Here is a 26,516-nt window from a genome sequence, read left to right as displayed (position 1 = left end):
GCCAGGTGTCGAGTAATCTCGTGGATATGTTTATTCGCAGCCGTCGTCACGCAGCTTCTCGTCGATTTTTCGTAGCATCGACACTCTGCGTGACGGCGGCTTTGGCGTCTTCGTGCATGGCTCGCCCGTCGGACGCTCCGACTGTGCCCGGGCAGCAGGAAGCGCCGGTGCAACAGGAAGACACCGCTGACCAGGCCAAAAAGATGCGTGAAGTCACGGTCGGTGTCGACGAGTTTGTCGAAGGCTTCAATCCGCATTTGCTTGCCGACGTCTCCCCGGTGACCAGCCTGGTAGCGCGACTGACACTGCCTAGTGTTTTCACCCCTGCGCCGGTAGAGGGCGAGGCTGGTGACGCTAGTGCCTCCGCGCAAGCTCCCGGAGTGGTGGATAACGCTGCCAATGCTCGCTCGGCAGGTGCTCCCCAGTGGCTGCTCAACTCCGACTTGCTGGATTCCGTGCAGGTTATCGAGAGTGATGACAGCAAAGACGGTGACGCCAGAAACGGAGCTGGAAACGGGAAAGCGGCCGATGTTGACATCACGGATCCGACGGTAGCGGCAGAGCATGTCCGCTACCGCATTCGAAAAGGGGCGCAGTGGAGCGATGGCACGCCAATCAGTGGCGAGGACTTCCGCTACCTATTTTCCCAAGTCACGTCCACGCCGGGATCGCTGGATACGGCGACTTATGAGCTGATTAAATCCATTGATGTCTCCGATGGTGGCCGTCAGATTGACGTGACGTTCACTCAGCCGATTACGCATTGGCAGCGCCTGTTTGCACATCTCTTGCCAGCGCATTTGATGCGGTCGAACACTGATGGTTTTTCCGAAGGGCTGGCCAGCCGTTTCCCGGCCTCCGGTGGGCAGTACGCCGTCGAGTCGATGGATGTCGGCCGCAACATCATTCGACTGGTTCGAAATGACCGCTACTGGGGTGAGCAGCCAGCAGCCTCGGAGGTTATTACGCTGCGTGCCATGCGTAGTGCCATCGATGGTGCGGAGCAACTGCGTTCGAAGCAGATCCAGGCCGTGCAGGTCCGTCCGACGGAGACCTCTGAGCTGACGTTCGGTCTGGTCCCCGGTGTTGCTGAGTTCTTCCATGAGCCCAACCGGGAACTGGTTTTCAGTACCAACCTCGCGTCGAGCAGGCTTGCCGACGAGTCCGTCCGCCGGGCCATTCTGCGCACCATCAACGTTGCACAGGTCTCAGAGGTAGCCACCGGACGCCGAATCGCGGGTGGTTCTGGTGACGGTGGTGAACAGGAGAAATCCGAGGCACCTCAGGCCGGATTTACCGAGGACAATCCGCTACGAATCGGCATCATTAGCGACGGTATAGCGGCACGCGCTGCGGCTTTTGCGGTCGCTGACCAGTTGACTGCAGCTGGTATCCCCGCCACCGTTGTTTCGTATTCTCCGGCGGACATGCTGCGGTCTTCGTTGCCCTACGGAACTGTCGACGCTGTGGTGGCATGGTCAGAGCAGCCCAATTCCGTCCAGGCGGCCCGGGAACGCTATGCGTGTACGGAAGGCTCGGTCAGTTCGCTACCGCCGAAGGACCTGGATGAAGTAGACGCAGAGTCGGCTACCGAGTCTGAGTCAGAATCCGAGTCTGATTCTGAGGGCGTTGACAGTTCGACAAAGCCTGCGCCAAGCGGAGATCGGGAAAAGAGTGCTGAAGAACAGAGCTCGCTGGACGGGACAACATCGTCTGAGCAGTCCACATCTTCTACCTCAGCGGAACCGGCTGATCTCAGCGAAGTACCTGTTGCTCCGAAATCGGCTGCTCGGAGCGAGAATCTTTCCGGCCTTTGTGACCCGCAGGTTGATGAGCTGCTCGCTCCCGACAGTTCTGCGTTGCCCGCTGAACTTGCCGATATCATTGCTGGTCACAGTATCGAGCTGACCTTGGTGAAAGACGGCTTGCTGACGGTGGTCAGCCCGGAAATTACAATTACCGGACGGAAGGACTCTTCGCAGTGGACTGATGACCCAGTGTTGGGCCGCCTCGGTGTTCTGGGCGAGGTTCGCCGAGTCGCGACGCAAAGCGGGACTCGAGAATCGTCTGAGAATTCTCAACCGGGAGATAATCCGCGCGAAGATACTGAGCAGGACGGTTCGGGTCAGAACCAAGAAGTCCGCGATAACGCCGACCAGGAGAACAAGGGGAAGTAAGAAAGCCCGTGAAGTTACTTTTTGTTCACGCACATCCAGATGACGAGTCCATTTGGACAGGTGGTTTGATTGCGGCTGCCGCGCGCTCCGGAGCGTCGGTAAGCGTAGTGACCTGCACGATGGGCGAGCTGGGAGAGGTCATCGGCGCGCCGTACCAAGGGCTAGTTGCTGACGAAGCTGATCAGTTGGGAGGTTTCCGCGTCGCCGAGTTGCGCTCGGCGCTGCGTGCGCTGGGAGCCAATGGTCCGGACAATGTGCCGCATTTCCTCGGTGGTGCCGGGCGTTGGCGTGACTCCGGTATGGCAGGGGACAAGGGCAATGAGCATCCCCGTGCGTTCGTGAACTCAGGTGATGAGGCGGTAGCCCAGCTTCGCACCATCCTCGATGAGCTGCAGCCAGATCTGGTCATTACTTACGATGCCGATGGTGGCTATGGGCACCCGGACCACATTCGCGCACACGATATCACTGTCGCGGCGTGCGGAAATCGCTTTCCGACGCTGTGGGCGGTCACCGATCGTGAGGCAATGGCGGCGGGACTGGATGCCATTACCGTGGTGCCGGAGACCTGGCAGGCGTGCGATGTCGACGACTTCGCTACCGTGACCGGCCATTTCGAGGTTCAGCTGGATGATGCCGCTGTGGCTGCCAAGGTTGAGGCCATGCGCGCGCATGCGACACAAGTGTGGTTCGCCGATGGTTCCGTTAGCGAGATCAATCCTGATGCTGTCTATGGGCAGACCGACGGCTCTGGTCGTGCGCGAGCCGTCTGGGCGTTTTCCAATTTGCTGTGTCAGCCGGTGACACCGACTGAGGCATACCGTTTTGGTACGGCGACCGCTGCGTCCCTGGAAGAGCTGGGGGAGCTGGTGAATATCCAATTACCGCCAGAGCCGGTAGCGAGCGTCGACTCTGTACCGAGCGTGGATCTGGAAGCGGAGGGGAGTGCGGACGATGAGTAACCCTCAGCCTCACGAAAGCGAAGACTTGATTAACGCTGCTGGCGGAAAGTTGAAGAACGAGCGCTTGAGTATTGAAAAGCGCACATTCGGGGATGAGCGCTATTGGGGTGACCCGGAACGTTCGCAGCCACGCGAGAACTTCCATCAGGGGGAGGTCACAGTAGCGCTAGTCTGGCTGTCGCTGGCTGCGTTGGCAGCGTTGGTGATTGAAGTAGTTTTCCTCGGAGTGTGGATTACCATCGGCTCGGTTGCTATTCCGTTGCCGTGGACCATTCCGCTGGCCTATATTGCCAATCTGATTATCACCAACACAGCGTTGCTGTGGACACGCGATCGCTCCAAAGCTGCAATTCCGACTGTCATCTGGGTGCTGGGCTTTGCAGGCATTCTGCTGTGGGCAGTGCTGCCCTTCGGTGGGGACTTGGCAATGGGGCAGTGGTTGCGAACAGTGCTGCTGCTTGTTTGCGGTGTGCTGGGCGGTGCCTGGCCACTGCGCCATCTGCGGGCACTCTAGCGAAAACCGCAGCGGATACTGCAGGAGACGGTGAGGAATTGATACAGGGCAGGCCCGCATCAATGTGGCTCTTTCTGGAGCCAGTTGAAAACAACACCCACGTTGGGTGTAGACTCCAATCTGAATATACCGCTCTGTCTATTTTGCTCTGTTTCTCGTCGGAACGGCATAATCGACAGATAGCGAAAGCCTCATCCCATATCTTGTGAGAAAGGTTCTTAAACCTAAAACCATGACTTACATCATTGCCCAGCCATGTGTTGACGTCCTCGACCGTGCCTGTGTTGAAGAGTGCCCGGTTGACTGCATTTACGAGGGCAAGCGCATGCTCTACATTCATCCTGATGAGTGCGTGGACTGTGGCGCTTGTGAACCGGTCTGCCCAGTCGAGGCCATCTTCTACGAGGACGATGTTCCGGATGAGTGGGTTGAATTCATCGATGCGAATGTCGACTGGTTCGATGAGTTGGGTTCCCCGGGTGGTGCCGCCAAGCTCGGCCCCCAGGACTTCGATGTGCCATTCGTGGCAGCTCTGCCGCCGCAGGCAGAAGAATAAAACCACAGAGGATTAAACCTATTTCTTTTCCCGGGAAGGACTTCATCACCGCCCATGTCAGCTGCCCGTAAGCGCGTAACTCCCGGTTCTCTTTTGCCTCAGTTTCCGTGGGATTCTCTCACGCAGGCGAAAGCCACTGCGGCTGCGCATGAAGAGGGCATGGTCAATCTCTCGGTCGGCACACCGGTCGATGAAGTCGCTCCGATAATTCGGAAGGGCCTTACCGAAGGTGCTGCCGCACCGGGTTACCCTCAGACCGTCGGCACGCCTGAGCTACGTGCTGCGATTGTTGCAGCGATGGCGCGGCGCTACGGCGTGACGGGACTGGAGTCAGCGGTCAATGGCGGCAATGTGCTTCCGGTCATCGGCACCAAGGAAGCGATTGGCTGGCTTCCCTTCCTCCTCGGCGTAGGCGCGGGGCACACCGTCGTCATCCCCGAGCTGGCATATCCCACCTACGAGGTCGGCGTTCGCATCGCAGGCGCTGAGCTGCTGCGTGCGGACTCGCTGACGCAAATCGGCCCCGCCTCGCCGACGCTGATGTTCATCAATTCCCCGGGCAACCCCAACGGCAAGGTCCTCGGTGTTGAACACCTGCGCAAGGTGGTTGAGTGGGCGCGTGCTCGGGACGTCGTTGTCGCCTCTGACGAGTGCTACCTGGGGCTCGGTTGGACTGAACAGCCAGTCAGTATTCTCGACCCGCGAGTGTGCGACGGTGATTTCACCAACCTGCTGGCTATTCACTCGCTGTCCAAGACGTCGAACATGGCGTCGTACCGCACCGGCTGGTTCGCTGGCGACGCGGACCTCATCGCCGAGCTGGTTTCCGTGCGCCGTCACATGGGGCTGATGATGCCGGGACCCATCCAGCACGCCACGATCGCCGCGCTTAACGACGACTCCCACGAGGCCGAACAAAAGCAGCGATACTGTGACCGCCGTGAGATTCTGCATGATGCACTGGTAGCCGCAGGTTTTCGTATCGATGACTCCGAGGGCGGGCTCTATCTGTGGGCTACGCGCGGGGAAGACTGCTGGCAGACCGTTGATTGGCTGGCCGAACGCGGCATTTTGGTCGCGCCGGGTAGCTTCTACGGCCCCAAGGGTGCGCAGCACGTGCGGGTGGGGCTCACAGCAACGCTCAACGACATCGAAGTGGCGGCGGCGCGTATTCGCGGCTAGCCCCGGCCAGATGTGCTGGCCCGCGTAGGCCGAATGCTGCAAACGGTGCCGACATCGGCATAGACCAAATCATGAAAAAGGGAGTGTGCCGTGGGACGTGCCGCAGGCAATCGAGATGCGTGGTGGGGCCTTGAGAAGAACCGTCAGGCAGCGCAAGTCGATGCCGCCGCTCACGAGCGCGAGGAGTACATCCCCTTTGAGCCGGCAATCGTGGCCGACACCGATGAGTTTCTGGTCGTAGACAAGCCACCTTTTCTGCCGGCGACTCCCAATGGCCGCATCGTGGCCAATACCGTGCAGGAGCGACTGCGACGTAGTCTCGGGGAACCGGAGATAGTGGCCGTTCACCGCCTGGATCTTCTGACCAGTGGGCTGCTGTTGCTTTCCCGGAATCCGGCTACCCGTGCGCGCTACCAGCAGCTTTTCCAAAACCAGGAAATCACCAAAGAATACGAATGCCTCACCGTGATGCCCGATGATTGGCATGTGGGGGAAACCAGGGATGTCACGCTTCTGCTCGATCCCAACCCGGCGGGGCGCGGAGTAAAAGTCGTGGAGACCGACGATTTCGCTCGCGCTGCCGCGAAGAATCCCAAGTTCAAGCTCGCACGCACAACCGTGACCTTCCTAGGCCCGGTAGCGGCGGATATCAGCGATGTGCTGGCGAGCAGCCGTGGCGGTGGTGCGACCAGCGCCAGCATCCCGCTGCATGCGGTCGGCTGTGGTTGCGGGCATTGCGGCAGCCGCATGCAGGTGGGGCACTGGCGGCTACAGCCCCATACGGGCCGCACACATCAGCTGCGGGCGACGATGGACTGGCTAGGCTATCCCATTCTCGGTGAGGACGCTTATGGCCGAGAGGTTAGGACGCAGGAGCCGTCGGCAAGCGCGGGCAGCGCGCCAAAGTACACGTCGCAGTTGCGCCTGACGGCGACCGCACTGGCGTTCATCGACCCCGCCACTGGTGAGCGACGTGCCTACCGGAGCGCGCGGAATATTTCGGCCCCGGCAGACGTGCCGATCACCGTTAGTTAGCGTGTAGCTCGGCGCTGAGCTTCACCTTTTCGGCAGCCCACGGCACAACCTCGACTGCACCAGAGAGTGAATTGCGGCGGAAGAGCATATTCGATCCGCCCGAAAGCTCGCGGGCCTTGAGCGTCTTCTTCACGCCGTCCAGGGCAACGTGACACTTGGTGCCGGCGGTGATGTAGAGCCCGGCTTCCAGTACGCAGTCATCGCCGAGCGAGATGCCGAGTCCAGCGTTCGCACCGAGTAGGCATCGCTTGCCGACGGACACAACTTCCTTACCTCCGCCGGATAGTGTGCCCATGATGGACGCTCCACCGCCGATATCGGAGCCGTCGTCGACGATGACGCCCTGGGAGATACGGCCTTCCACCATGGAGTGTCCAAGCGTGCCTGCGTTGAAGTTGACGAAGCCCTCGTGCATGACTGTGGTGCCCTTTGCGAGGTGGGCTCCAAGGCGCACGCGGTCAGCGTCACCGATGCGGACTCCGGTGGGAGTGACGTAGTCGACCATGCGGGGGAATTTATCGATGGAGTAGACGGTGACAGGCCCGCGGCGTGACAGCTTGGCTCGGGTTACCTCGAAGCCTTCGACAGCACAGGGGCCAAAATTGGTCCACACCACATTGTTGAGCTTGCCGAAGATGCCGTCCAGGTTGATGCTGTTGGGCACAACCAGGCGGTGGGACAGCAGATGGAGGCGCAGGTAGGCATCGATGGTGTCGACTGGTGCGTCATCGAGTGAAGCGATGGTAGCTGTGACCAGACGGCGGGTGGTGCCACGGTCCGCATCGGCTACGGCCAGATCTGTGAGGTAGGTGAAATCTTCGGGCAGTGCGTCGGCGTCGATGGTTCCGGTCGTGGTGGAGGTTGCTGTGCCCTCCTCGATGAGCTTGGGGGCGGGGAACCAGACGTCGAGAACAGTATCGTTGTTAAAAGTGGCAATGCCGGTAGCTTGTGCTCCAAATTTCATGGAAAACAGGCTACCGGCATATCCCTATCTATGAAAAGTGTTCCGCAAATGTGTAGCAAGGAAATGTTCGGATAGGGGTAGCAGGGTGGTTAGGCCCTGCAGTCAGTTGCTAACGGCTAGTTGCTATCGCTGGACTCGAGAGCCTCGCGGGCCGCGGTGCGGCTCTTCTTAGTCAGTGCAGCGAGCACCGCGAGGAACGCAGTGACACACACAACGGCGATAACCTGCTGGCGAGCACCAGAATCGGTGAGCATGCCAACAGCGAGGCCCAGGATCAGGATGACCGCTACCCAGGACAGTGCCGGGTAGGCCCACATGCGAACGGAAAGCTCGTTGTTCGCCTCCATCTGCGGGCGCAGCTTAATCTCGGACAGGGCGATGACCAGCCAGATCACCAGCAAGCAGCCGCCGACAGCGTTCAGCAGGAAGACCAGGACACTCGAGCCGTCGAAGACAACCTGCAGGCCAACGGAGACGAAGGCGAAGACCATCGACATGATGACCGCACGGTTCGGAACTGCGCCCTCATTGGTGTGGGCGAAGAAGCGCGGTGCCTCACCGCGGGTGGACATCGAGTAGACCAGGCGAGAGGTTGCGTAAATCTGAGCGTTGAACGCGGACAGCAGCGCCAGAACGATAATGGCCTCCATGAAGCCAACGGCACCCGGAATGTTTGCCTGCTTCAGAACCTGGGTGAACGGCGACTCAGCTGCGGAGTCAGCGCCGTCAATCTGGGAGTACGGCAACAGCAGGATGATGACGGTCACGCAGCCCAGGTAGAACACAGAGATGCGGAAGATCACCGAGCGGACAGCAGCAGCGATGGAGCGTTGCGGATCTTCAGCCTCAGCAGCGGCGATTGTGACAATCTCGATACCGCCGAAGGCGAAGGCCACAGCCAACAGACCAGCGGCAATGCCGGACACTCCATTCGGGAGGAATCCGGACTCGGCAATATGCGTCGTACCGACGAAGCTGGTGCCTGGCAGCAGACCGAAGAAAAGAAGAACGCCAATGACCAGGAACGCGATAATCACCGCGACCTTGATGAACGCGAACCAGAACTCGAACTCGCCGAAACCGCGCACATTCGCCAAATTCACTACAGCGAAGAAGACAACACAGATCAGGCCTGGAATCCAGCCCGGAATACCGAACCACGCACCCATGATGGCACCGGCGCCGGTGATCTCAGCACCGAGCACCATGATGAGCATGAACCAGTAGAGCCAGCCGAGGACAAAGCCAGCCGAGGAACCAAAGGCCATCTCGGCATAGGTGGAGAAGCTACCCGGTGTCGGGCGGGCAGCGGCCATCTCGCCGAGCATCTGCATGACGAGGACGACAATGAAGCCAGCGATGACATAGGAAACTAGAACACCCGGGCCAGCTGCCTTAATGCCGACGCCCGTACCAAGGAAAAGACCGGCACCGATTGCGGAGCCAAGACCCATCATGGTCAGGTGTCGAACCTGCAGCCCCTTGCCCAGCTGAGCTGTCTCGCCGGAGGTGGAGGTAATTTGCGATTCGGTCATGTCGCAAACATTACCTCGCTGATAACAGGGGCAATAACCGTATTACGGGTTTACCCCCATTCACCGTTTCGGGGCCAATTAATGTGTCTTCAAGAGCACCGAAAGTAGGTTATCCGGCCAGCTCATCCGGCACGTCGGCAAGCTGAGTGAAAGCAGCGGCACCTTCGTCATTGCCCGGGCGTTCCGTGCGGCGGACGCACACCGCCGAGTGGTCCGGGTGATGGTAGAAGTGCATGTTGTCGCGGCCCGAAATTTCCCATGCCTGAATACGGCGGTTCTCCGCGGGGACATCGATGGGCGTATCGGGGGCAATGAGGATGCTTCGGTCAATAATGCAGTCATTACCGAGGCTGACGCCGACGGTGCCGGCCGCGATATCGATGTGGCAGCGCTCGCCAACCGTGAGCGGCTTACGCTGACCGGAATCGTCATGAGCGGCAATGATGGAGGCCGACAGTCCCACCTTCGTGTGCGCGCCAATGACGACACCGGAGGATAGACGTCCCTCAATCTTGCATGGGCCCAGAGTGCCCGAGTTCAGCGAGACAAATCCCTCGCGCAGTACGGACGTACCCGGTGCCAAGTAAGCGCCCAACCGCACGCGCTCGGCCTCTGCAATGCGCACACCGGCGGGCAGCACATAATCGACCATGCGCGGCATGCGGTCGATGGCGTAGACGTGAATCAGACCGCGGACGCGCAAGTGGGTGCGCAGTTGCTCGAAGTTGTCCGGCAGACATGGCCCCTTGTTGGTCCACGCCACCACATGGAGTAGCTCGTAGAGCCCCTTGGTGTTTAGCTGGTGCGGCTTGACCAGGCGGTGGGAGAGCAAATGCAGGCGCAGGTAGGCATCGTGCGGGTCGACAGCAGGCTTGGACAAATCCTCAATGGACGTGCGCACTGCCACCTGCTCCACGCGGCGATCCTCGTCCAAAATCACCTGACGAAGCAACTGTGGGGTCAGATCAGCGGCGCCGAGCCGGTGAGTGCTCGATTCTACGACCTCATCGCTTAACTGAGGTGCGGGAAACCAAGTATCGAGAACTGTACCGTCCATTGCGATATTGGCGATTCCCGTAGCGACAGCACCAGATGTAATCATGATTCTTAATATTAGTATCTCTTTAAGGAATCTTCGCGGAAGGATGAACTATGCCCCTAGCTGGCCTTGAAAGCACACAGAAAATGAAGCAGTGGTTCTTAGTGAGCCTCATCATTGCTGTTAGTGTGCTCGGACTCGGCTTCGTCCTGTCCCTGCCGGTGGTCTTCTATGTCGGATTCGCACTGCTGAGTGCTTGGATTCTCGCCGTAGCCAGCTTCTTTGGTTTCGTTTTGCCGCCGCGAGCAATGCCAATTGGCGCAGTCGGTGTGGCTATCGCCGCAGTGGTTGCGCTCATTGCGCCGAACCGTCTTGTGCTGGTTATCGCAGTTGCCATCGCGGTGGGGCTCGGCGGTGGCATGATTGCCCGCCTTTTGCTGGAGCGCAAGAACCGCGATCAGCAGGCACGCATCGATGCCCTGCCGATGTGGGAGCGCGATGAGCTGGGCGATGTCGCCGAAACGCTTCGTCCTGCTTATCGACGAGACATCGATCCCACCCCAGTGCAGCTGCCACATGCAACGGCCAAGATTGTCGCGGCCGTCTGTAAGCCGCTGGCCGGTTCTACGGTGATTGTCAGCACGAATGAGCTGCGTCCGGTAATTGCGGTCTATGGCTCCCGTGTAGCTGTGGTCTATGGTCCCGGCGCGGGCGTTGTCGAGGAGGATGGCGGAAACGGAGAGGCGACCGATTCTGCAGGGGAGGAGCGGGCGCTGGGGTCGTCGGCAAGCGAAACTCCGGAGGCAATCATTGCCCAAACTCTCCCGGAAGGAGCGAAAACCCTGGTCTTTGAGGTGGCTGATGGGCTCAAGCGCCCGGCGGAGGGGAGAATTGGTGTGACCTCCGCCGAACCGCATGAGCTGGCGCTGTTCCTCGGCGGTGGCGCGCCTGCCAATGGAGATGCGATCAATGGTCGTGCGGCGCATATTCATCACAAAATTCTGGTTTCGCTGGCGCACAATGGTTTGTACGCTTAATTGATGTGAAATCGAAGTTAAATCTGCTCCAAGATCCTGTAGACCTCACGGCGGCACTGGTGGACATCGAATCGGTGTCCCACAATGAGACCGCGATTGCGGATGCCGTCGAGGCGGCATTGCGTGAGGTCGCGCAGGCAGATGAGTCGATTGAGGTCCTGCGCATTGACAACAACGTGATTGCGCGGACCCATCGGGGGTTGCCGCAGCGCGTGATTTTGGCAGGACACCTGGATACGGTGCCGACTGCGGACAATGTGCCCTCGACGCGTGGGGTAGACGCGCAGGGGCGAGACACACTCTTTGGGTGCGGAACTGTGGATATGAAAAGCGGTGACGCAGTCTACCTGCATGCTTTTGCGACGCTGGCGGCAAGCCAGGAGTTGCAGCGCGACCTGACACTCATCATGTACGAATGCGAAGAAATCGCCGCGGAGTTCAACGGGTTGCGGCACTTGAGTGAGTCGCATCCGGAGCTTTTGGCTGGCGATGTCGCTCTGCTGGGCGAGCCCAGCGGCAATGTCATCGAAGCCGGCTGCCAGGGCTCTATTCGCCTGCGTCTGACCGCGCACGGCACACGTGCACACTCGGCTCGGGCATGGCTCGGCGACAATGCCGTGCACAAGTTAGCACCGGTGCTGTCACGCATTGCCGCCTATGAACCGCAGACTGTGGATATCGACGGTTTGGCCTACCGCGAAGGGCTCAACGTCGTCTGGCTGGAGGCCGGGGTTGCCACCAACACGCTTCCCGACGAGGCGGTGCTGCGAGTCAACTTCCGATTCGCGCCCAACCGCAGCGCCGATGAGGCCATGGCACACTTCCGCGAGGTGCTGGGACTCGACGAGTTTGCGGCCGAGGACCTCACCGTCGATGTCGAGGATGCGAGCCCTGGGGCACTGCCGGGACTGCATGCGGCTGCTGCGAAGGAGTTGGTTGCGGTCGCAGGCGACGTCGTAAAGCCCAAGTTTGGGTGGACCGATGTGGCGCGTTTTTCGGAGCTCGGCATTCCTGCGGTGAACTTTGGCCCTGGTGACCCAGCGTACTGCCACAAGAAGGACGAGCAGATTCCGGTCGAGTGCATTACGGCACTGTGGGAGGACCTGCGGCGGTACTTGACCACCGCGCCGGTGGCTGAGTGAGCCTAGAGTCACACCCTGCCCTCGCTGAGCGGGTGCGCGTATGTCATTGCTGGCATACATTGTGAGGTTATGAAACCTGTACGTACTCCGTCCCCAGCTAAGCGCCGCGCACTCCGCGGCCCAATCGCAATCCGACAGGCGGGCGAACCGCAGGCGTCTACGACCGACCGCAGGCTGTTGTCACACAATCCGAACACGGACTGGCTGCACAACGACACCTGGCGTGTGCTGCGCATTCAATCGGAATTCGTTGACGGCTTTGGTGCGTTGGCGGAGATTCCGCCGGCGGTGACGGTGTATGGTTCGGCTCGTTTGCCAGAGGACAGCCCGTACTACCAGTGGGGCTTCGACCTGGGCAAAGCACTGGCGGAGGCGGGTTACGCGACCATCACTGGTGGCGGCCCGGGCATCATGGAAGCCGCCAACCGCGGCTGTTACGACGCCGACGGCCTTTCCATTGGGCTGGGCATTGAGCTGCCGCACGAGCAGCACTTGAATGACTGGGTCGACCTGGGCATGAACTTCCGCTACTTCTTCGTTCGCAAGACCATGTTCCTGAAGTACTCGCAGGCGTTTATCTGTCTGCCGGGTGGATTCGGCACGCTCGATGAACTCTTTGAGTCACTAGTGATGGTGCAGACCGAGAAGGTGGAAAATCACCCAATCGTGCTGCTGGGCACTGAGTTCTGGTCGGGGCTGGTCGATTGGATGCGCGAGAAACTGGTGGCCATGGAGCTGATTTCTCCGACTGATATGGACCTTTTCCTGGTCACCGACTCCATTGAAGAAGCGGTCGAGTACATCGAGGCCGCGCACGAAAAGTTGATGGAAGAGTGCGAGCCGACCTCTGACGTTCCCGAAAAGCTCCGCCGAGTCCGTCGCTTCAGCGAGAGGTAAGACGCTGTGCGGAGTTTTTATCAGGACTCCGCGGTGCCGACGGTGATGGCCATCGTCAATCGCACCCCGGATTCCTTCTATGACCGTGGCGCAACGGCTGCGGAGGAGGCCGCGCTTGCTCGCGTCGACGAAGTTGTAGCTACCGGCGCAGGCATTGTCGATATTGGCGGCGTCAAGGCTGGTATCGGTGCGGAAGTAACTGTTGCCGAGGAGATTGAGCGCGTGGTGCCGACCATCGCGAAGGTCCGCGAGCGCTATCCTGACCTGCACATCAGCGTCGACACCTGGCGCGCCGAAGTCGGGGAGGCCGCCATCAAAGCTGGCGCCAACCTCATCAACGACACTTGGGCAGGCCATGACCCGGAGCTGCTGGAAGTCGCTGGCGCCCACGGGATGGGTTACGTCTGCTCACACACCGGTGGAGCACTGCCACGCACCAATCCGGTTCGCGTGCGTTACGACGACGTCGTGGACGATGTCATCTCAGAAACGGGCAAGCTCGCCCAGAGGGCAGTGGACGCTGGCGTGCCGGAGGACCGCATCCTCATCGATCCCACCCACGACTTCGGCAAGAACACCTACCACGGCCTCGAACTTCTGCGGCGCTGCAATGAGCTCGTGGCTACAGGATGGCCGGTGCTCATGGCGCTGTCGAATAAGGACTTCGTCGGTGAGACTTTGGACCGCCCGGTCGAGCAGCGTGTGCCCGGCACCTTGGCTGCGACCGCCCATGCGGCAGCTGCCGGCGTTGCGGTGTTCCGTTCGCATCAGGTGTCCGAAACCCTTGATGTTTGCCGTATGACTCTGGCTATTTCCGGTGATTTTGCGCCACTGCATCCGGTGCGTGGGCTGGTGTAAGGGGCGTAGTTTGAGGCGCTTCACCCATGCCGCTGCGTGAAACAAAGGACTATGATGAAGAGAAGTAGTCGAAAATGCCGACAGGGATTCTAAACCGGGATCTTGAGCCGGGGTCGTAGACCGAGGTCTTGAACCGGGATTGTCAATCTCCTGGCTACCACAGCCGAGCTGGGGTGGCTGGTCGTCTCCTGCATCGACATTGTCTTAGAACGAAGGAGTTCACATGGCAGCAATGAAGCCGCGTACCGGTGATGGTCCGCTGGAGGCAGTTAAAGAGGGCAAGAAGATTGTAATGCGCGTCCCCGCAGATGGTGGTGGGCGCCTGGTGGTGGAACTGTCCCCGGAGGAAGCCAAGGAGCTCGGTGCAGAGCTTGTAGCAGTAGTGGAGTAGCAGAGTAGTGGGGTATCGGGTAGAGGCCGGGTAGAGGCGAGCCTGTCCGGTTTTGACCCAGCGGCGACCTACACAGGTGGTGTAGGTCGCCTTTTCTTCTTCAGGTGATAACGGCTCGAATGGAGGGGTTATGAACAAAAAGTACGGGCTGCAAATGTGAAACTGTGGGAGTTTATGACACTTTCAAGCCAGTTTTCGGGCAATTTTTGTCATAAACGTAGTCAGTAACTCGCATTGGAGTTACTTGGCTGAGCTCGTCACGGGCTAAGATAGTGAAAATTATTTTTCTAGCTCAGTTTGAGGAGTGACCGACGTGCTAGCTGACATCATTGATGTGCTTGCTGACCCCATCGATGGCACTGATTTGAAGTTTGGTGATGCCGAACGAATGACTCTGAAGTCCGAATCCGGACATAGCTATGATGTCGCCCGCCAGGGTTACGTTACGCTCGCCGGTGGGGCTGGTCTGCGCTACACCGGCGATGACGCCAAGATGATTACCGCCCGCGAGGAGTTCCTCTCTGGTGGCCACTATGCTCCATTCGTTGAGGCAGTTACAGGCAACGTCCAGGATGTGCTTGACGACGCCAACGTGTCCGAGGCCGCCAGGCCAGTCATCTGCGAAGTCGGTGCGGGCACTGGTTACTACCTCGCACACACGCTGGACAGCATTCCCAATTCCCGTGGTGTAGGCATTGATGTGTCTGTGCCGGCCGCCAAGCACCTGGCCAAGAGTCATCCGCGACTCGGTGCGGTTGTGGCCGATGCGTGGGCGCGTTTGCCGCTGCGTGATGGTTCCATCGATGCGCTTACGGTTGTCTTCGCACCTCGCAACGCGGAGGAGTTCGCTCGCGTGCTCAAGCCGGGCGGCCAGGTTGTGGTTCTGACGGCCACTACTGGTCATCTGGGCGAGCTTCGTGAGCCACTGGGCATCATCGATGTCGAGCGCGGCAAGGTCGAGCGCATGATTTCCCAGGCCGAGGGGCACCTCGTGCCTGTTGGCGACCCGGAGCTGGTGGAGTTCGGTATGAACCTCAACCAGAGTGCAATCGCCGCGCAGATCGGTATGAGCCCGTCGGCACGCCATATTCACCCGGAGGTGCTGCAGGAACGCATTGCAGCGCTACCTGCAGAGATGTACGTCACCGCCCGTGCCTACGTCACCCGTCTGGGGCGCCCGGGCGACTAGCGCCTACTCCTTGACCTCGGTTTTGTGAATCTGTTCATCCAGGTCTTCCGGATCCAGGTCAGCATCCGAGAATTCCGCCGTTAGCGGAAGGCGAAGCTGCAGGTCAGTGCCCGGGCACAGTTCGATAGTGCCCGAGCGCAGCTTAAAGTCCAGCACATGCCCGCCGCCGGTGCCGCCTTCCGCAAGGAAGTGCACGTGACAGCCGGGCACCGAAATTCCCTTCTCGTACACCGGCGTGCGGAAGCCCGCAATCGTGCCCCGCAGGTTCTCGAAATCAACCGACGCGTCTTCTTCCGTCGCATCAACCATCTTCTGATACGGCTTTTCCTGCTTTACGACGGTTCGAGTCTTCACCCACTCAAATTCGCCGGTAATCCGCAGTGCGTACATAAAGTTTTGGCTCGGCACCAGGGAATCGATGATGGGGCTAATTTCCTTGCGAGTCAGGTTTTCCGGCGCATCCATCACCGTGTGGGGAACGAAGTTGGTGACCACCGTGTAGGGGCTGCGCTGATCCATGGTGGCCCGGGTCGCGGAGCCGTCGTGACGCACCTGCCAGCAGACACCGTCGAGGATTACCATTTCGCCATCGAGACCGTCGAAGGTGCCGATGCCGAAGTTTCCATGACCAAGGATTTCGCCAATGGTCATCTCGCCGTCGTAGATGCCATCGAGCAGTGCGGACATCAGTGAGTTTTGGAAAATTGTGTGTCGGACCGTTGGAAAATTCTCGTGAGTGGTCATGGAAGCCATTATATTCCCGATATTTGTAGCCCAAGCTGAGGTGGGTTTTCGGTCCGATGGTGTGGGAGGACCCTGCGGCACGAAAAACGCCCTGCGGAAGAATCCACAGGGCGTTATTTGGTGAATCGAGCGGTTGGTTCTACTTCGGCTGGATGGTGACTGACACGTGGTCAGCAGTGGAGACGATATGAACCGTCTGGCCATCGGCAGCGACAGTGGCGTGGCCACCCTCGACATTCACTGTGAACCCATTCGGGAAGTTGATTGAGGGCACAACGAGCTCGCTGGTGGAACCAGGTGCGAAAACTCCGGTGCCGTCGACGCGGCTATTGTTCCAGCTGGCCTTGTAGACACGGGTGTCGCGGTTCCAGTCAGTAGCCTGCGGGGTGCCTGCGACCGCTCGCAGGTGTGGAGCGGCGAGAATGGTCATCTTGTCGCGGTTGAAGGCATCGGCACCTACAGGTCCTGGAACCTTCGGGTCGAAGACCATGCCCTGTTCCTTCTGATTCTGCGTCGTCGGGTCGTCGCATCCACAGTAGGACCAGTACTGCCAGCCGACCATGTGGCGCCGGGCAAGCGAAATTACGCCATTGAGGGTATCGGCATCGTCGGTGGCGCCGAACTCGGAAAGCAGTGTGGCCGAGCCGTTACCGGATGAGACGATTTCCGCATTGTCGAAGGTACGACCATCGAAGAAATCACAGCCCGTGTAGGTGTTGAACAGGGCATTCGTGGTGCAGTAGACATGCCAGCTGAGAGCCGTACCAGCGGTTTCAGGAACCTCCGGGGCTGCCGGATTCGTGTTCAATCCGGTGTTCCACATGGAGTAGGGCTCGTAGTGGACAATAGCGTCCGGGTCCTTGTTGACAATCTGATTGGCAGCCTTCTGGTGCAGTTCATCGAGCTTTTCCTTAGCCGGGCCGCAGTCGCCGAGAGCCAGATAGCACAGTGGGTATGCCGAGCCTGGCCACGGTTCATTAATGATGTCGTAGCCCATCAGTCCCGGCATGTCGCCAAGGCGTTTGGCGACATGGCCCCACATGGCTGCGTAACGCTCCTGCAACCCAACACCGCCCGGCCCTTCGCGGTTATTCAGGAAGTTGTCGTATGCCCTAATGAGGCCGATATTGAGGGCCTGGTTAGCGGGGAAGCCAACCTTCAAGAGGCTGGGAACGCCGTCGTCAATGACAGCCCAATCCGGGGCAAATTCGCCTTCGAACTTCTCGTTGTACATGTCCTGGTGGGCATCGACCAAGACCGCGATTCCACGCTCAGTGAGCATGGAGATAGTGCGGGCAATGGAATCCAGGTATTTGTCGTTGTACTTGCCGGGCTTTGGCTCTACTGCTTTCCAGATAATGCCGACTCGCATGGAGTCGAAGCCCTGCTGCACGAGCCAGTCAGCATCGTCCTCGTTAAAGCCTCCGGCCTCTGGGGTGTAAGGATCGTGCTTGTAGACGATGTTCGACCCCTGAGTGAGGAAAGCACGGCCATCACCGTCGGTAAACCAGCGACCGGACTGTCCAAGGGGACCACGCTCGGTGATGGTAGCGGTACTAGGGGATGGGGCTACTTCTGTAGCGAGCGCCTGATGCGGTAGTGCACCCGCTAGCGCTATGGCAATGGCGGCACCAACTGCTGCCACCTTCTTAGTGAATCTCATACTCAGGATGCTATTGACCAGTAATGATAAATTCAGCCAAAACTCAAATTAGGTTTAGAAAAGTGGGCAAGGGCATAAGTAAATGTCCTGAACGGGGTTAGTAAAAAGGCTAAGAAAGGCCCACCGCTTCCTTCTCGGAAGCGATGGGCCTTATGAGGAGACTCCGTCCACCGCGCATCCGTGGCGTCTCGCAGACAGCCAGCTACATCAAAGACTTATAAACCTCAACGGTCTGCTGAGCGATGTTCTCCCAGCTAAACACATCTTCAGCACGCTTCTTACCCGCCTGGCCAATCTTGGTAGCGCGGTCGCGGTCGGCGACCATGTTGTTAACCGCGGCAGCGATGCCTCGTTCGAAGCCCTCCGGATCGGACTCGTCGTAGTGAACCAGAGTGCCGGTTTCACCATCGACGACAACCTCCGGAATACCGCCGACATCAGAGGCGACAACGGCGGTGCCACAGGCCATAGCCTCGAGGTTAACGATGCCCAGCGGCTCGTAGATGGACGGGCAGACGAAGGAATCCGCGGCCGTCAGAATCTCCTGGATCTTCTCCTTCGGCAGCATGTCCTGCACCCAGAAAATGCCATCGCGCTTCTCCTGGAGGTCATGGACGAGCTGCTCAGTCTCCTTCGCGATTTCCGGGGTGTCCGGAGCGCCGGCGCACAGAACGAGCTGCACACCGTCGTCGAAAAGCGATGCGGCCTTGACCAAATGAGCGACACCCTTCTGACGGGTGATGCGGCCGACGAACGCGACCATCGGGCGAGACGGGTCAACGCCGAGCTCCTCCAGGACAGACCAGCCGTTCTGTTCCTTGGACTCTTCCCACGTCGGGCGCGGGTACCACAGCTCGGTGTCGATACCGTTCAGGACAACGTGAACCTTGTCGGGGGAGATACGCGGGTAGGCGTCCAGGATGGCGTCCTTCATGCGCGCGGAAACAGCAATGACAGCGTCTGCGTACTCCATAGCATTGCGCTCGGACCAGCTGGAAACGTCGTAACCGCCGCCGAGCTGCTCGCGCTTCCACGGGCGGTGCGGCTCCAGTGAGTGCGCGGTGGCCACATGCGGAATGCCCTTGAGTAGACCGGTGAGGTGACCGCCCAGGCCTGAGTACCAGGTGTGAGAGTGGACGACATCAATGTCGGTTGCCGCGGCGGCATTGGCCATGCGCAACCCCGTGGACAGCGTCTTAATCGAGGCGTTGGCATCCTTCAGCTCCGGGTCAACGCCGTGGACATATACATCCGCCTCATCGCGAGGAGCACCCATGCAGTGCACATCGACGTCAACGCCGTCGAGGCCGCGCATGAAACGAGTCAGTTCAGTTACGTGAACACCTGCTCCGCCGTAAATCTCCGGAGGGTATTCCTTGGTCATCATGGCAACACGCATAGTTCCAGCGTAACCAGATTTGACAATTTCCGTTGCTTGATATGACTGGGTGTGGGTAGCGGGGAGGGGAGACTGGCAGCGAGGAACGTAAATCGCATATAGGTTGGTTGGTGTGAGGAGTCAACCACATGTTTTGTCCATTGTCCTTGCCGGTGGCGAAGGCAAGCGTCTCTTCCCGCTGACGGAAGACCGCGCTAAGCCCGCCGTGCCTTTCGGCGGTAGCTATCGGCTTATCGACTTCGTGCTGTCGAACCTGGTCAACGCAGGTTTCTTGAAGATCTGTGTGCTGACCCAGTACAAGTCCCACTCGCTCGACCGTCACATTTCGCAGGCGTGGCAGTTGTCCGGCATCACCGGCCAGTACGTCACCCCGGTGCCGGCTCAGCAGCGTCTGGGCAAGCGCTGGTTCACCGGTTCGGCGGACGCGATTCTGCAGTCGCTGAACTTGGTTTACGACGAGGATCCGGAGTACGTCATCGTCTTCGGTGCCGACCACGTCTATCGCATGGATCCGCAGCAGATGCTGGAGGCCCACATCGAGTCTGGCGCTGGCGTGACGGTCGCTGGTATCCGCGTCCCGCGTTCTGAGGCCAGCGCATTCGGTGTCATCGATGCCGATGACAACAACCGAATCACCGAGTTCCTGGAGAAGCCGGCTGATCCGCCCGGCACCCCGGATGATCCGAACTCGACGTTCGCGTCGATGGGTAACTACATCTTCACTACCTCCGCGCTTATCGACGCTATTAAGCGTGACTCGGAAGATGAAAACTCCGACCATGACATGGGCGGAAACATCATTCCGATGCTGGTAGAGGAGGGCGAAGCTTTCGTCTGGGACTTCAAGGACAGCTACGTTCCGGGTGAGACCGAACGTGACAAGGGCTACTGGCGTGATGTCGGTACCATCGATGCCTTCTACGAGGCCAACATGGACCTGATTTCCGTCCACCCGGTGTTTAACCTCTACAACAAGAAGTGGCCAATCCACACCTTCTCGGAGGAGAACCTGCCTCCGGCCAAGTTCGTCCAGGGCGGTATTGCTCAGGCTTCGATGGTCGGTGCTGGTTCGATTGTCTCCGGTGGTACGGTCCGCAACTCGGTGATTAGTACCAACGTTGTGGTCGAGGATGGCGCGACGGTGGAGGGCTCGGTTCTCTTCCCAGGCGTTCGCGTCGGCCGCGGAGCAGTGGTTCGCCACGCGATTTTGGACAAGAACGTTGTAGTTTCCGACGGCGCCATTATCGGTGTCGATCCGGAGAAGGACGCAGAGCGCTTCAAGGTCAGCGCTGGTGGCGTTGTGGCCGTTGGTAAGAACCAGGTTATCTAGACTGTCTGAGTCCGACCGGCTGAAAAGGCACGTACCGTGGGGTACGTGCCTTTTTTCTTCTAACCCTTTTTGCTACCTAGGTGCTACCTAGCCCCAAAACTGGCAGCCCCAAAAATTATGGGCTGCACGTGTGGCTACGGGCTTCGCATGTGAATACGGGCATGGGCTGCAAATGTGAAACTGTGTGAGTTTATGACACTTTCAAGCCATTTTTCGGGCCATTTTTGTCATAAACGCAGTCAGTAAGTCGCAGTGGCCCACCGCTGCCGCTAGCCGGCCGGCCAACAGTAGAAAACTACTTCTTCACCAGCACAGTGGTGCCAGCTGCTAGAGGTAGGCGCATCACGTAAGCGTCGTCAAGCTGGAGCATATATTCGTCGGCTTCACGGGCAGCGACGGTGTCACGGTCAGTGCGTGACGAGTCAGCGACAGTGCCGTCGAGGAGCGCGCCGGTCAGGACGAGCGCGCCACCGGAGCGAAGCAGCGGCCAGGCCTTTTCCTGGGCGGCGCGGAGGATCGCCGGGGCGACGTCCAAGTAGACCAAGTCGTAGGAGTCGGCGGCCAGTCGATCCATGACCTCCAGTGGCTGCGAGGGCAGGAAGCGCTGTCGGTTGGGGCGGATGCCTGCGGCTCGGAAAGCGGACTTCGCCAGAGACTGGTGCTCGAGCTCCGGGTCGATGCAGGTGAGAACGCCGTCATCGCCGAGACCCGCGGCCAGGTGCAAACCGACGACGCCTGCCGCAGGCGATGCGATGACAGCGGCAGGGTGACCGTCGCGGCGGGCACTGGTCAGAGCCATGAGCGAGGTCAAAGCGGCGCCGGTCATCGTATCGGGGACGGCAACTCCGTATTCGCGAGCGCTCACTCGGGCGCTTTCAAGGGCCTCGGAGACTACGGTCGTGTTGTTGACGTGCTGTGCAATAGCGTCACGTGCGGATAGCGGGGTAGCAGAAGAACTCGTTTCGGACACGCTTTATAGCGTAGGAAAAAACTTCGGGCAGGGTAGCGGGGCGCGCCGGTCAGTGCCGGACTAGGTGGGTAAACAAGCCTCAAACTTGTCTGGACTCTCAAACTATTTTCAGGGTAAGGTCACTACAAACCTAAGGTTGGTAAGGAACACTGAACTTCATGCCCGAACGAGTCAAGTCCGAACGAGTCAGCGCAGGCGCCAGCCGCGAGGACGCCGCGTCCGCTGACGTAACTGAGCAACTGTCCGGCACCGCGGCTTTTGACGCAGGTGTGGGGGAGATGCCGTCGTGGTCGGAGCTGGTTCAGGCCCACGCGGATAGTGTTTATGGGCTCGCATATCGGTTGACTGGTAACCAGCAGGACGCGGAAGACCTGACGCAGGAGACATTCATGCGTGTGTTCCGCTCGCTGAAGTCATACCGTCCCGGCACTTTTGAAGGCTGGCTGCATCGGATTACCACTAACCTGTTTTTGGATATGGTCCGGCATCGGCAGGTCATCCGGATGGAGGCGTTGCCGGAGAACTACGACCGTGTCCCGGGTACGCTGAAGACCCCGGAGCAGGCCGTCGATGACGCGATGCTCGACCCGGATTTGGAAATCGCGCTGGCTGAGCTGCAGCCGGACTATCGCGCGGTGGTTGTCCTCTGTGATGTGGTGGGGCTGACCTACGAGGAAATTGCCAGCACCCTTGGGCTCAAGATGGGCACTGTGCGTTCGCGTATTCACCGGGCACGTTCCAGCTTGCGGGCGACGTTGGAGCGCCTGGAGAAGGAACGACAGGAGCTGCCGGAGTCGGTCACCGCAGGCTAGATTTCCCGCACTCAATCCGCGGGAGCGGCTATTGTGGGGCTAGTTAAATAGGTGCGATTTCTGGAGGTGCTGCAGTCTGTGATTCAGCAGGGCGATGACAAGCGTTTTTTGTCAACGGAGCATCTCGGCACCGAGGCAATTGCCGCTTTTGTTGACGGCGAGTTGTCGGTCGTAGCTGAGCGTCGTGCGCAGGCGCACCTGATGGCATGCCCGGAATGTCGCCGGGAGGTCGCGAAGCAGCGGCAGGCGGCCAAGCGTCTGCGTGATAGCGCGCCCTTGCACATTCCAGCTGAGCTGCGCGCTCGTATTGCTGATTTCGCAGGCAGTTGCGAGGACTCAGAGCCCCATCGGTCGGCGCGGCATCTCGCGCACCGTCCGCCGGAGTCGCTGAGTGCCGCGTTGGAGCAGATTGTTCGCGGTTTTCGTAAAGGTGGTAGTCACTAGTGGGCAAACATCGCTCTTTCGATGATTCCGCGTTTGCCCCGGACTCCGATTGTGCCGCCGCAACTGGCGGGTTACAGCGTGCTCCAGGGCAGAAGCTTGACGACGACACCAGTGCCACCGCCCAAGAGTATTCGCCGTGGCAGGATTCGTCGTCACGCATGACGACGGGGCGTCCAGCCCGCAAACCCGAAGCGAAAAAGAAGCCTCGCCCGAAGACGGCTCCCCGCGTCAGCGCGCGGGAAGTGATTTTTGGCCGCGAGGTGCCGTGGCGTGTGATCGCGGCGTCGTCGGCCGTGGTGCTGCTCATTGGCGGTGTTGGCGGCTTTGTTGGCGGTTGGGCTGGCAAGACTTTCCGCTCGGACTACCAGCGTGTGGAGCTGCAGCAGATCGAGGGGCGGCCGGGCAACGGTGATTTGACTGAAATCGGCAAGGTGGCGGAGGCTCTTCGTCCCGCGGTGGTGTCGATTGCGGTCAGTGCCGGTGAGGTCTCGGGCGTGGGCTCGGGGTTTGTCATTGATGGTGACGGTCATATTTTGACGAATAACCACGTCGTTTCGGCGGTGGCGGACCGGCAGGATATGCAGGTCTCCGTAACGTTTTGGGACGGCGGCAAGCTGAAGGAAGTGCCGGCCAAGATTATTGGCCGCGACCCGAAGACCGACCTCGCCGTAATTAAGGTCGAAGATGTTGCGGGGCTGACCGTGGCGCAGCTTGGTGATTCCAACGCGGTTGCGGTCGGTGACACCGTGATTGCGATGGGCTCGCCGCAGGGGCTCGGCGGCACGGTGACCTCGGGAATTGTCTCCGCGCTTAATCGGCCGGTGCGCCTGGCCGCTGAAGGGACTGACACGGACGGCTACGCCGATGCGATTCAGACCGATGCCTCCATCAACCCGGGTAACTCCGGTGGTCCGCTGGTGGATATCCGCGGTGCCATTATCGGTATTAATACGGTGATTTTCAGTAGCTCGGGTGGCTCACAGGGGTTGGGCTTTGCGATTCCAATCAATTCAGCCGTTGCCATCGCTGAGCAGCTCATTGCCGGTGAGCAGCCGGTTCATCCTGGGATTGGCGTGACAGTGCGCACGGTTTCCAATGGCGCACTGACTGGTGCCGAGATTGCCAGCATCCTGCCGGGAGGTGTTGCCGACCGGGAAGGCCTGCAGGAAGGCGACGTGATTACGGCTGTGGGAGACCGCGCGGTATCGTCCGCAGATGAGCTCACGGTGGCGCTGTGGACTGTTGGCGCTGGTAATGAGGCGGTATTGAAGATCGTTCGTCACGGAGCCGAGCTGGAGGCGAAGATCACGCCGGAGTAGGGGGCGCTGGTTTCGGCCGGTTTCGGCTGGTTTCTGCGGACTTAGCAGATTTGGTGGATTTGGCCACGCAATGCTGCATGCGAGGTGCACTGTAACTAAGGTGGTATAACGTGTTTTCTAATGTTGGCTGGGGCGAGATTCTTGTCCTCTTTATCCTCGGACTAATTCTCATCGGACCTGAGCGGTTGCCGAAGGTAATTGAGGACGTCCGCGCATTGCTTCTGGCTGCGCGCACCGCAATCAATGACGCACGCGATAACCTCTCGGACGAGTTCGGTGAAGACTTCGATGATCTTCGCAAGCCGCTGCAGGAGCTCAACGATCTCCGTCGTCTCAACCCGAAGACCGCCATCACCAGGACGCTTTTCGACGGCGATGACACCTACCTGGACATGCTCTCCGGTAAGCCCGCAGCGGGTGGTGGCGGAACTGGTGCAGCCGGAGCTGCAGGAGCGGCAGGAGCGGCCGGGCCTGCGGGTCAGCAGTACCAGCAGTCCAATACGAACCAGCCAGTGCAGCCGGCTCCGTCGCAGCAGCCGCTCCCGCAGTCGGCTCAGCAGCCAGCCCAGCAGCCGGGAACGTGGCAGGATCCAGTTGCCCAGGCCCGCCAACAGCAAGCGCAACAAACACCACAGCAGCCGCAACAACCTCAGCAGCCCCGTGGGGTGCAGGCCTGGGTTGACGACGACAACCTATAGAGGTTGCAAACCGTTCCCGACCGCAAGTTACTGACTAGGTTTATGACACTTTGAGCACAAATTTTGTCACGAAACTGTCATAAACCTAGTCAGTAAGTGCACGCAGCCACTTTGATGGATGCACCGCCGAAAACACCCACAACACATACGCCCCAGACACCGCAGCCGCAAAAGCAGACGCCCCCTTCCCGGCACCGAAAATACCGGGGAGGGGGCGTCGCTGTGATCGTCGTAAAGCGAAGGCCTACTTCGGAGTCACGCCCAAGCCGAGCGACTTGCCTGCGAGCGACTCGCGACGAACAACCAGCTTGTCAGCGATAGCGTTCAGGGCCTCGCCCGCGCCCGAATCCGGCTTGGACAGGACAATCGGAGTGCCCTTGTCGCCGCCTTCGCGGAGCTCGGTGTCCAGCGGTACCTGGCCGAGCAGCTCGACCTTTCCGCCGGTGATCTGGGTAAGACGACGGGCAACGGTCTCGCCGCCGCCTGTGCCGAAGACCTCCATCTTGGAGCCGTCGGGCATTTCCATCCAGCTCATGTTCTCGATGACACCGGCGATGCGCTGGCGGGTCTGCAGCGAAATGGTGCCGGCGCGCTCTGCGACCTCGGCGGCGGCCATCTGCGGGGTAGTAACAATCAGCAGCTCAGCGTTCGGCACGAGCTGCGCCACGGAGATGGCGATGTCGCCGGTTCCCGGGGGCAGGTCGAATAGCAGGACGTCCAGGTCGCCCCAGAACACGTCCGCGAGGAACTGCTGGATAGCGCGGTGCAGCATTGGCCCACGCCAGACAACCGGTGCGTTGTCGTCGACGAAGTGTCCGATAGAGATCAGTGACACGCCGTGCGCCTGCGGAGGCATGATCATGTCGTCGACCTGGTGCGGCTTTTCCTCGGAGCCCATCATGTGCGGAATGGAGTGTCCGTAGACGTCGGCATCGAGGACACCGACAGACAGACCCTTCGCGGCCAGCGCGGCGGCGAGGTTCACGGTCACGGAGGACTTACCAACGCCACCCTTACCGGAGGCGACGGCGAACACGCGGGTGCGGGAGTCCGGCTGGGCGAATGGGATCACCGGCTCGGAGGCGGTGCCGCGGACGGCGTTGCGGAACTCGCGGCGCTGCTCGTCATTCATCACATCGGTGGTGACGGTGACGTTGCCAACGCCCTCGATACCGTTCAGCGCCTCTTCGGTGCGCTCGATGATGGTGTTTTTCATGGGGCAACCGGCGATGGTGAGGTAAATCTCCACGGCCACGTCATTGTTGTCCGCCACCGAGATGGACTTGACCATGCCAACCTCGGTAATCGGGCGACGTACCTCAGGATCTTCGACCTGCGCCAGGGCGGTGCGAACTTCAGCTTCAGTAATCGTAGACATTATGTAGTGAATCTTATCGTGAGACCCCGCAAGACAAAGAACTACTGACAAAATCAGTAGTTTGCCGCTTTACGACGGTCACAGCGACCAACCCCTCCGGCAAGCGCGGTGGCGGTGGAATGGGCGGTGGACCAGACGGCGGAACAATTGCCAACCGTCAGACGTTGTCCTTGATAGAACGCTTTATAGCGATAGTTTTAGCAATATTTTCAGCAACTGAGTCACCATTTACTGTGACAACAACTGCAAGGGAACGGTGAGAGTACCGATGGCAAATGGGG

At 59.8% G+C, this 26,516-nt stretch carries 25 protein-coding genes; 17 read left to right on the top strand and 8 right to left on the bottom strand.

The annotated features are described in order from the left end of the window. The first annotated feature begins 26 nt into the window (after window positions 1–26). The 6 genes from QP977_RS01945 to QP977_RS01920 all read left to right on the top strand — a co-directional run bounded on the left by QP977_RS01945 (window position 27) and on the right by QP977_RS01920 (window position 6,426). Window positions 27–2,177, top strand: coding sequence for an ABC transporter family substrate-binding protein (locus QP977_RS01945; RefSeq protein ID WP_284847086.1), 2,151 nt, complete (start codon window positions 27–29; stop codon window positions 2,175–2,177). Between the two features lie 8 nt (window positions 2,178–2,185). After that, window positions 2,186–3,139, top strand: a complete 954-nt coding sequence (gene mshB / locus QP977_RS01940; protein ID WP_257073102.1) for an N-acetyl-1-D-myo-inositol-2-amino-2-deoxy-alpha-D-glucopyranoside deacetylase — start codon at window positions 2,186–2,188, stop codon at window positions 3,137–3,139. Further along, complete coding sequence (locus QP977_RS01935) at window positions 3,132–3,653, top strand: hypothetical protein (protein ID WP_069358854.1); 522 nt, start codon at window positions 3,132–3,134, stop codon at window positions 3,651–3,653. The genes mshB and QP977_RS01935 overlap by 8 nt, the downstream gene beginning before the upstream one ends. Window positions 3,654–3,885: 232 nt before the next feature. Continuing rightward, window positions 3,886–4,209 (top strand): ferredoxin, encoded by a 324-nt coding sequence (fdxA, locus tag QP977_RS01930; RefSeq protein WP_069358853.1) that lies wholly within the window; start codon window positions 3,886–3,888, stop codon window positions 4,207–4,209. Window positions 4,210–4,263: 54 nt separating this feature from the next. Continuing rightward, window positions 4,264–5,391, top strand: coding sequence for a succinyldiaminopimelate transaminase (gene dapC / locus QP977_RS01925; RefSeq protein ID WP_069358852.1), 1,128 nt, complete (start codon window positions 4,264–4,266; stop codon window positions 5,389–5,391). A 90-nt stretch (window positions 5,392–5,481) separates the two neighbouring features. Then, a complete protein-coding gene (locus tag QP977_RS01920) occupies window positions 5,482–6,426 on the top strand; it encodes a pseudouridine synthase (protein WP_284847085.1) in 945 nt (314 codons plus the stop codon). On the opposite strand, the gene dapD is transcribed toward QP977_RS01920, so the two are convergent. The 3 genes from dapD to QP977_RS01905 form a co-directional block, all read right to left on the bottom strand. Then, entirely contained in the window at window positions 6,419–7,390 is a 972-nt protein-coding gene (gene dapD, locus QP977_RS01915) for a 2,3,4,5-tetrahydropyridine-2,6-dicarboxylate N-succinyltransferase (protein WP_284847084.1), read from the bottom strand. The genes QP977_RS01920 and dapD overlap by 8 nt on opposite strands. 116 nt (window positions 7,391–7,506) lie before the next feature. Beyond that, on the bottom strand, window positions 7,507–8,910 hold the full coding sequence (locus QP977_RS01910; protein ID WP_172620259.1) for an amino acid permease: 1,404 nt from the start codon (window positions 8,908–8,910) through the stop codon (window positions 7,507–7,509). A 124-nt stretch (window positions 8,911–9,034) separates the two neighbouring features. Continuing rightward, window positions 9,035–10,027 (bottom strand): 2,3,4,5-tetrahydropyridine-2,6-dicarboxylate N-succinyltransferase, encoded by a 993-nt coding sequence (locus tag QP977_RS01905; protein WP_016422397.1) that lies wholly within the window; start codon window positions 10,025–10,027, stop codon window positions 9,035–9,037. Window positions 10,028–10,110: 83 nt separating this feature from the next. Between QP977_RS01905 and QP977_RS01900 the strand changes: the two genes are divergently transcribed. The 6 genes from QP977_RS01900 to QP977_RS01875 all read left to right on the top strand — a co-directional run bounded on the left by QP977_RS01900 (window position 10,111) and on the right by QP977_RS01875 (window position 15,478). After that, window positions 10,111–11,001, top strand: a complete 891-nt coding sequence (locus QP977_RS01900) for a hypothetical protein (RefSeq protein ID WP_246821858.1) — start codon at window positions 10,111–10,113, stop codon at window positions 10,999–11,001. A gap of 5 nt (window positions 11,002–11,006) precedes the next feature. Beyond that, window positions 11,007–12,143, top strand: a complete 1,137-nt coding sequence (gene dapE / locus QP977_RS01895; RefSeq protein ID WP_070546834.1) for a succinyl-diaminopimelate desuccinylase — start codon at window positions 11,007–11,009, stop codon at window positions 12,141–12,143. 69 nt (window positions 12,144–12,212) lie between these two features. After that, window positions 12,213–13,040 (top strand): LOG family protein, encoded by an 828-nt coding sequence (locus QP977_RS01890; RefSeq protein WP_048732866.1) that lies wholly within the window; start codon window positions 12,213–12,215, stop codon window positions 13,038–13,040. 45 nt (window positions 13,041–13,085) lie between these two features. Further along, window positions 13,086–13,898 (top strand): dihydropteroate synthase, encoded by an 813-nt coding sequence (folP, locus tag QP977_RS01885; protein ID WP_070652962.1) that lies wholly within the window; start codon window positions 13,086–13,088, stop codon window positions 13,896–13,898. A gap of 223 nt (window positions 13,899–14,121) precedes the next feature. Next, entirely contained in the window at window positions 14,122–14,289 is a 168-nt protein-coding gene (locus QP977_RS01880) for a DUF3117 domain-containing protein (protein WP_005509573.1), read from the top strand. Between the two features lie 313 nt (window positions 14,290–14,602). Next, on the top strand, window positions 14,603–15,478 hold the full coding sequence (locus tag QP977_RS01875) for a methyltransferase domain-containing protein (protein WP_049190045.1): 876 nt from the start codon (window positions 14,603–14,605) through the stop codon (window positions 15,476–15,478). Window positions 15,479–15,481: 3 nt separating this feature from the next. Here QP977_RS01875 and budA read toward each other — a convergent pair whose 3' ends face one another. The 3 genes from budA to glgA form a co-directional block, all read right to left on the bottom strand. Then, on the bottom strand, window positions 15,482–16,222 hold the full coding sequence (gene budA / locus QP977_RS01870; RefSeq protein ID WP_049171946.1) for an acetolactate decarboxylase: 741 nt from the start codon (window positions 16,220–16,222) through the stop codon (window positions 15,482–15,484). Between the two features lie 139 nt (window positions 16,223–16,361). Beyond that, window positions 16,362–17,885: a glycoside hydrolase family 5 protein gene (locus tag QP977_RS01865; RefSeq protein WP_070429514.1), complete on the bottom strand. Its 1,524-nt coding sequence runs from the start codon at window positions 17,883–17,885 to the stop codon at window positions 16,362–16,364. 202 nt (window positions 17,886–18,087) lie between these two features. Further along, a complete protein-coding gene (glgA, locus tag QP977_RS01860; RefSeq protein WP_070603696.1) occupies window positions 18,088–19,284 on the bottom strand; it encodes a glycogen synthase in 1,197 nt (398 codons plus the stop codon). A gap of 112 nt (window positions 19,285–19,396) precedes the next feature. On the opposite strand from glgA, the gene glgC reads away from it, so the two are divergent. Beyond that, entirely contained in the window at window positions 19,397–20,614 is a 1,218-nt protein-coding gene (glgC, locus tag QP977_RS01855) for a glucose-1-phosphate adenylyltransferase (protein WP_042388575.1), read from the top strand. 295 nt (window positions 20,615–20,909) lie between these two features. Here the strand turns inward: glgC and QP977_RS01850 are convergent, their stop codons facing one another. Beyond that, window positions 20,910–21,584 carry an O-methyltransferase gene (locus tag QP977_RS01850; RefSeq protein WP_049189280.1) on the bottom strand — a complete coding sequence of 225 codons (675 nt, stop codon included), beginning with the start codon at window positions 21,582–21,584 and terminating at the stop codon, window positions 20,910–20,912. Between the two features lie 158 nt (window positions 21,585–21,742). On the opposite strand from QP977_RS01850, the gene sigE reads away from it, so the two are divergent. The 4 genes from sigE to tatB all read left to right on the top strand — a co-directional run bounded on the left by sigE (window position 21,743) and on the right by tatB (window position 24,857). Then, window positions 21,743–22,396: an RNA polymerase sigma factor SigE gene (gene sigE, locus QP977_RS01845; RefSeq protein WP_049193704.1), complete on the top strand. Its 654-nt coding sequence runs from the start codon at window positions 21,743–21,745 to the stop codon at window positions 22,394–22,396. A 51-nt stretch (window positions 22,397–22,447) separates the two neighbouring features. Next, on the top strand, window positions 22,448–22,840 hold the full coding sequence (locus QP977_RS01840; protein ID WP_052317810.1) for an anti-sigma factor family protein: 393 nt from the start codon (window positions 22,448–22,450) through the stop codon (window positions 22,838–22,840). Continuing rightward, the gene (locus tag QP977_RS01835) at window positions 22,840–24,159 is read left to right on the top strand and encodes a S1C family serine protease (RefSeq protein WP_284847083.1); all 1,320 of its coding nucleotides are present in this window, start codon (window positions 22,840–22,842) and stop codon (window positions 24,157–24,159) included. Before QP977_RS01840 ends, QP977_RS01835 begins: the two co-directional genes overlap by 1 nt. A gap of 110 nt (window positions 24,160–24,269) precedes the next feature. After that, window positions 24,270–24,857, top strand: a complete 588-nt coding sequence (gene tatB, locus QP977_RS01830; RefSeq protein WP_070652892.1) for a Sec-independent protein translocase protein TatB — start codon at window positions 24,270–24,272, stop codon at window positions 24,855–24,857. A gap of 244 nt (window positions 24,858–25,101) precedes the next feature. Here the strand turns inward: tatB and QP977_RS01825 are convergent, their stop codons facing one another. Continuing rightward, the gene (locus tag QP977_RS01825) at window positions 25,102–26,235 is read right to left on the bottom strand and encodes an Mrp/NBP35 family ATP-binding protein (RefSeq protein ID WP_070767377.1); all 1,134 of its coding nucleotides are present in this window, start codon (window positions 26,233–26,235) and stop codon (window positions 25,102–25,104) included. Window positions 26,236–26,516: the final 281 nt, after the last annotated feature.

Origin of the sequence: Corynebacterium sp. MSK012 (assembly GCF_030232435.1) — a bacterium.
Lineage (GTDB): Bacteria > Actinomycetota > Actinomycetes > Mycobacteriales > Mycobacteriaceae > Corynebacterium > Corynebacterium jeikeium_D.
This window is presented reverse-complemented; position numbering and strand designations above follow the sequence as displayed.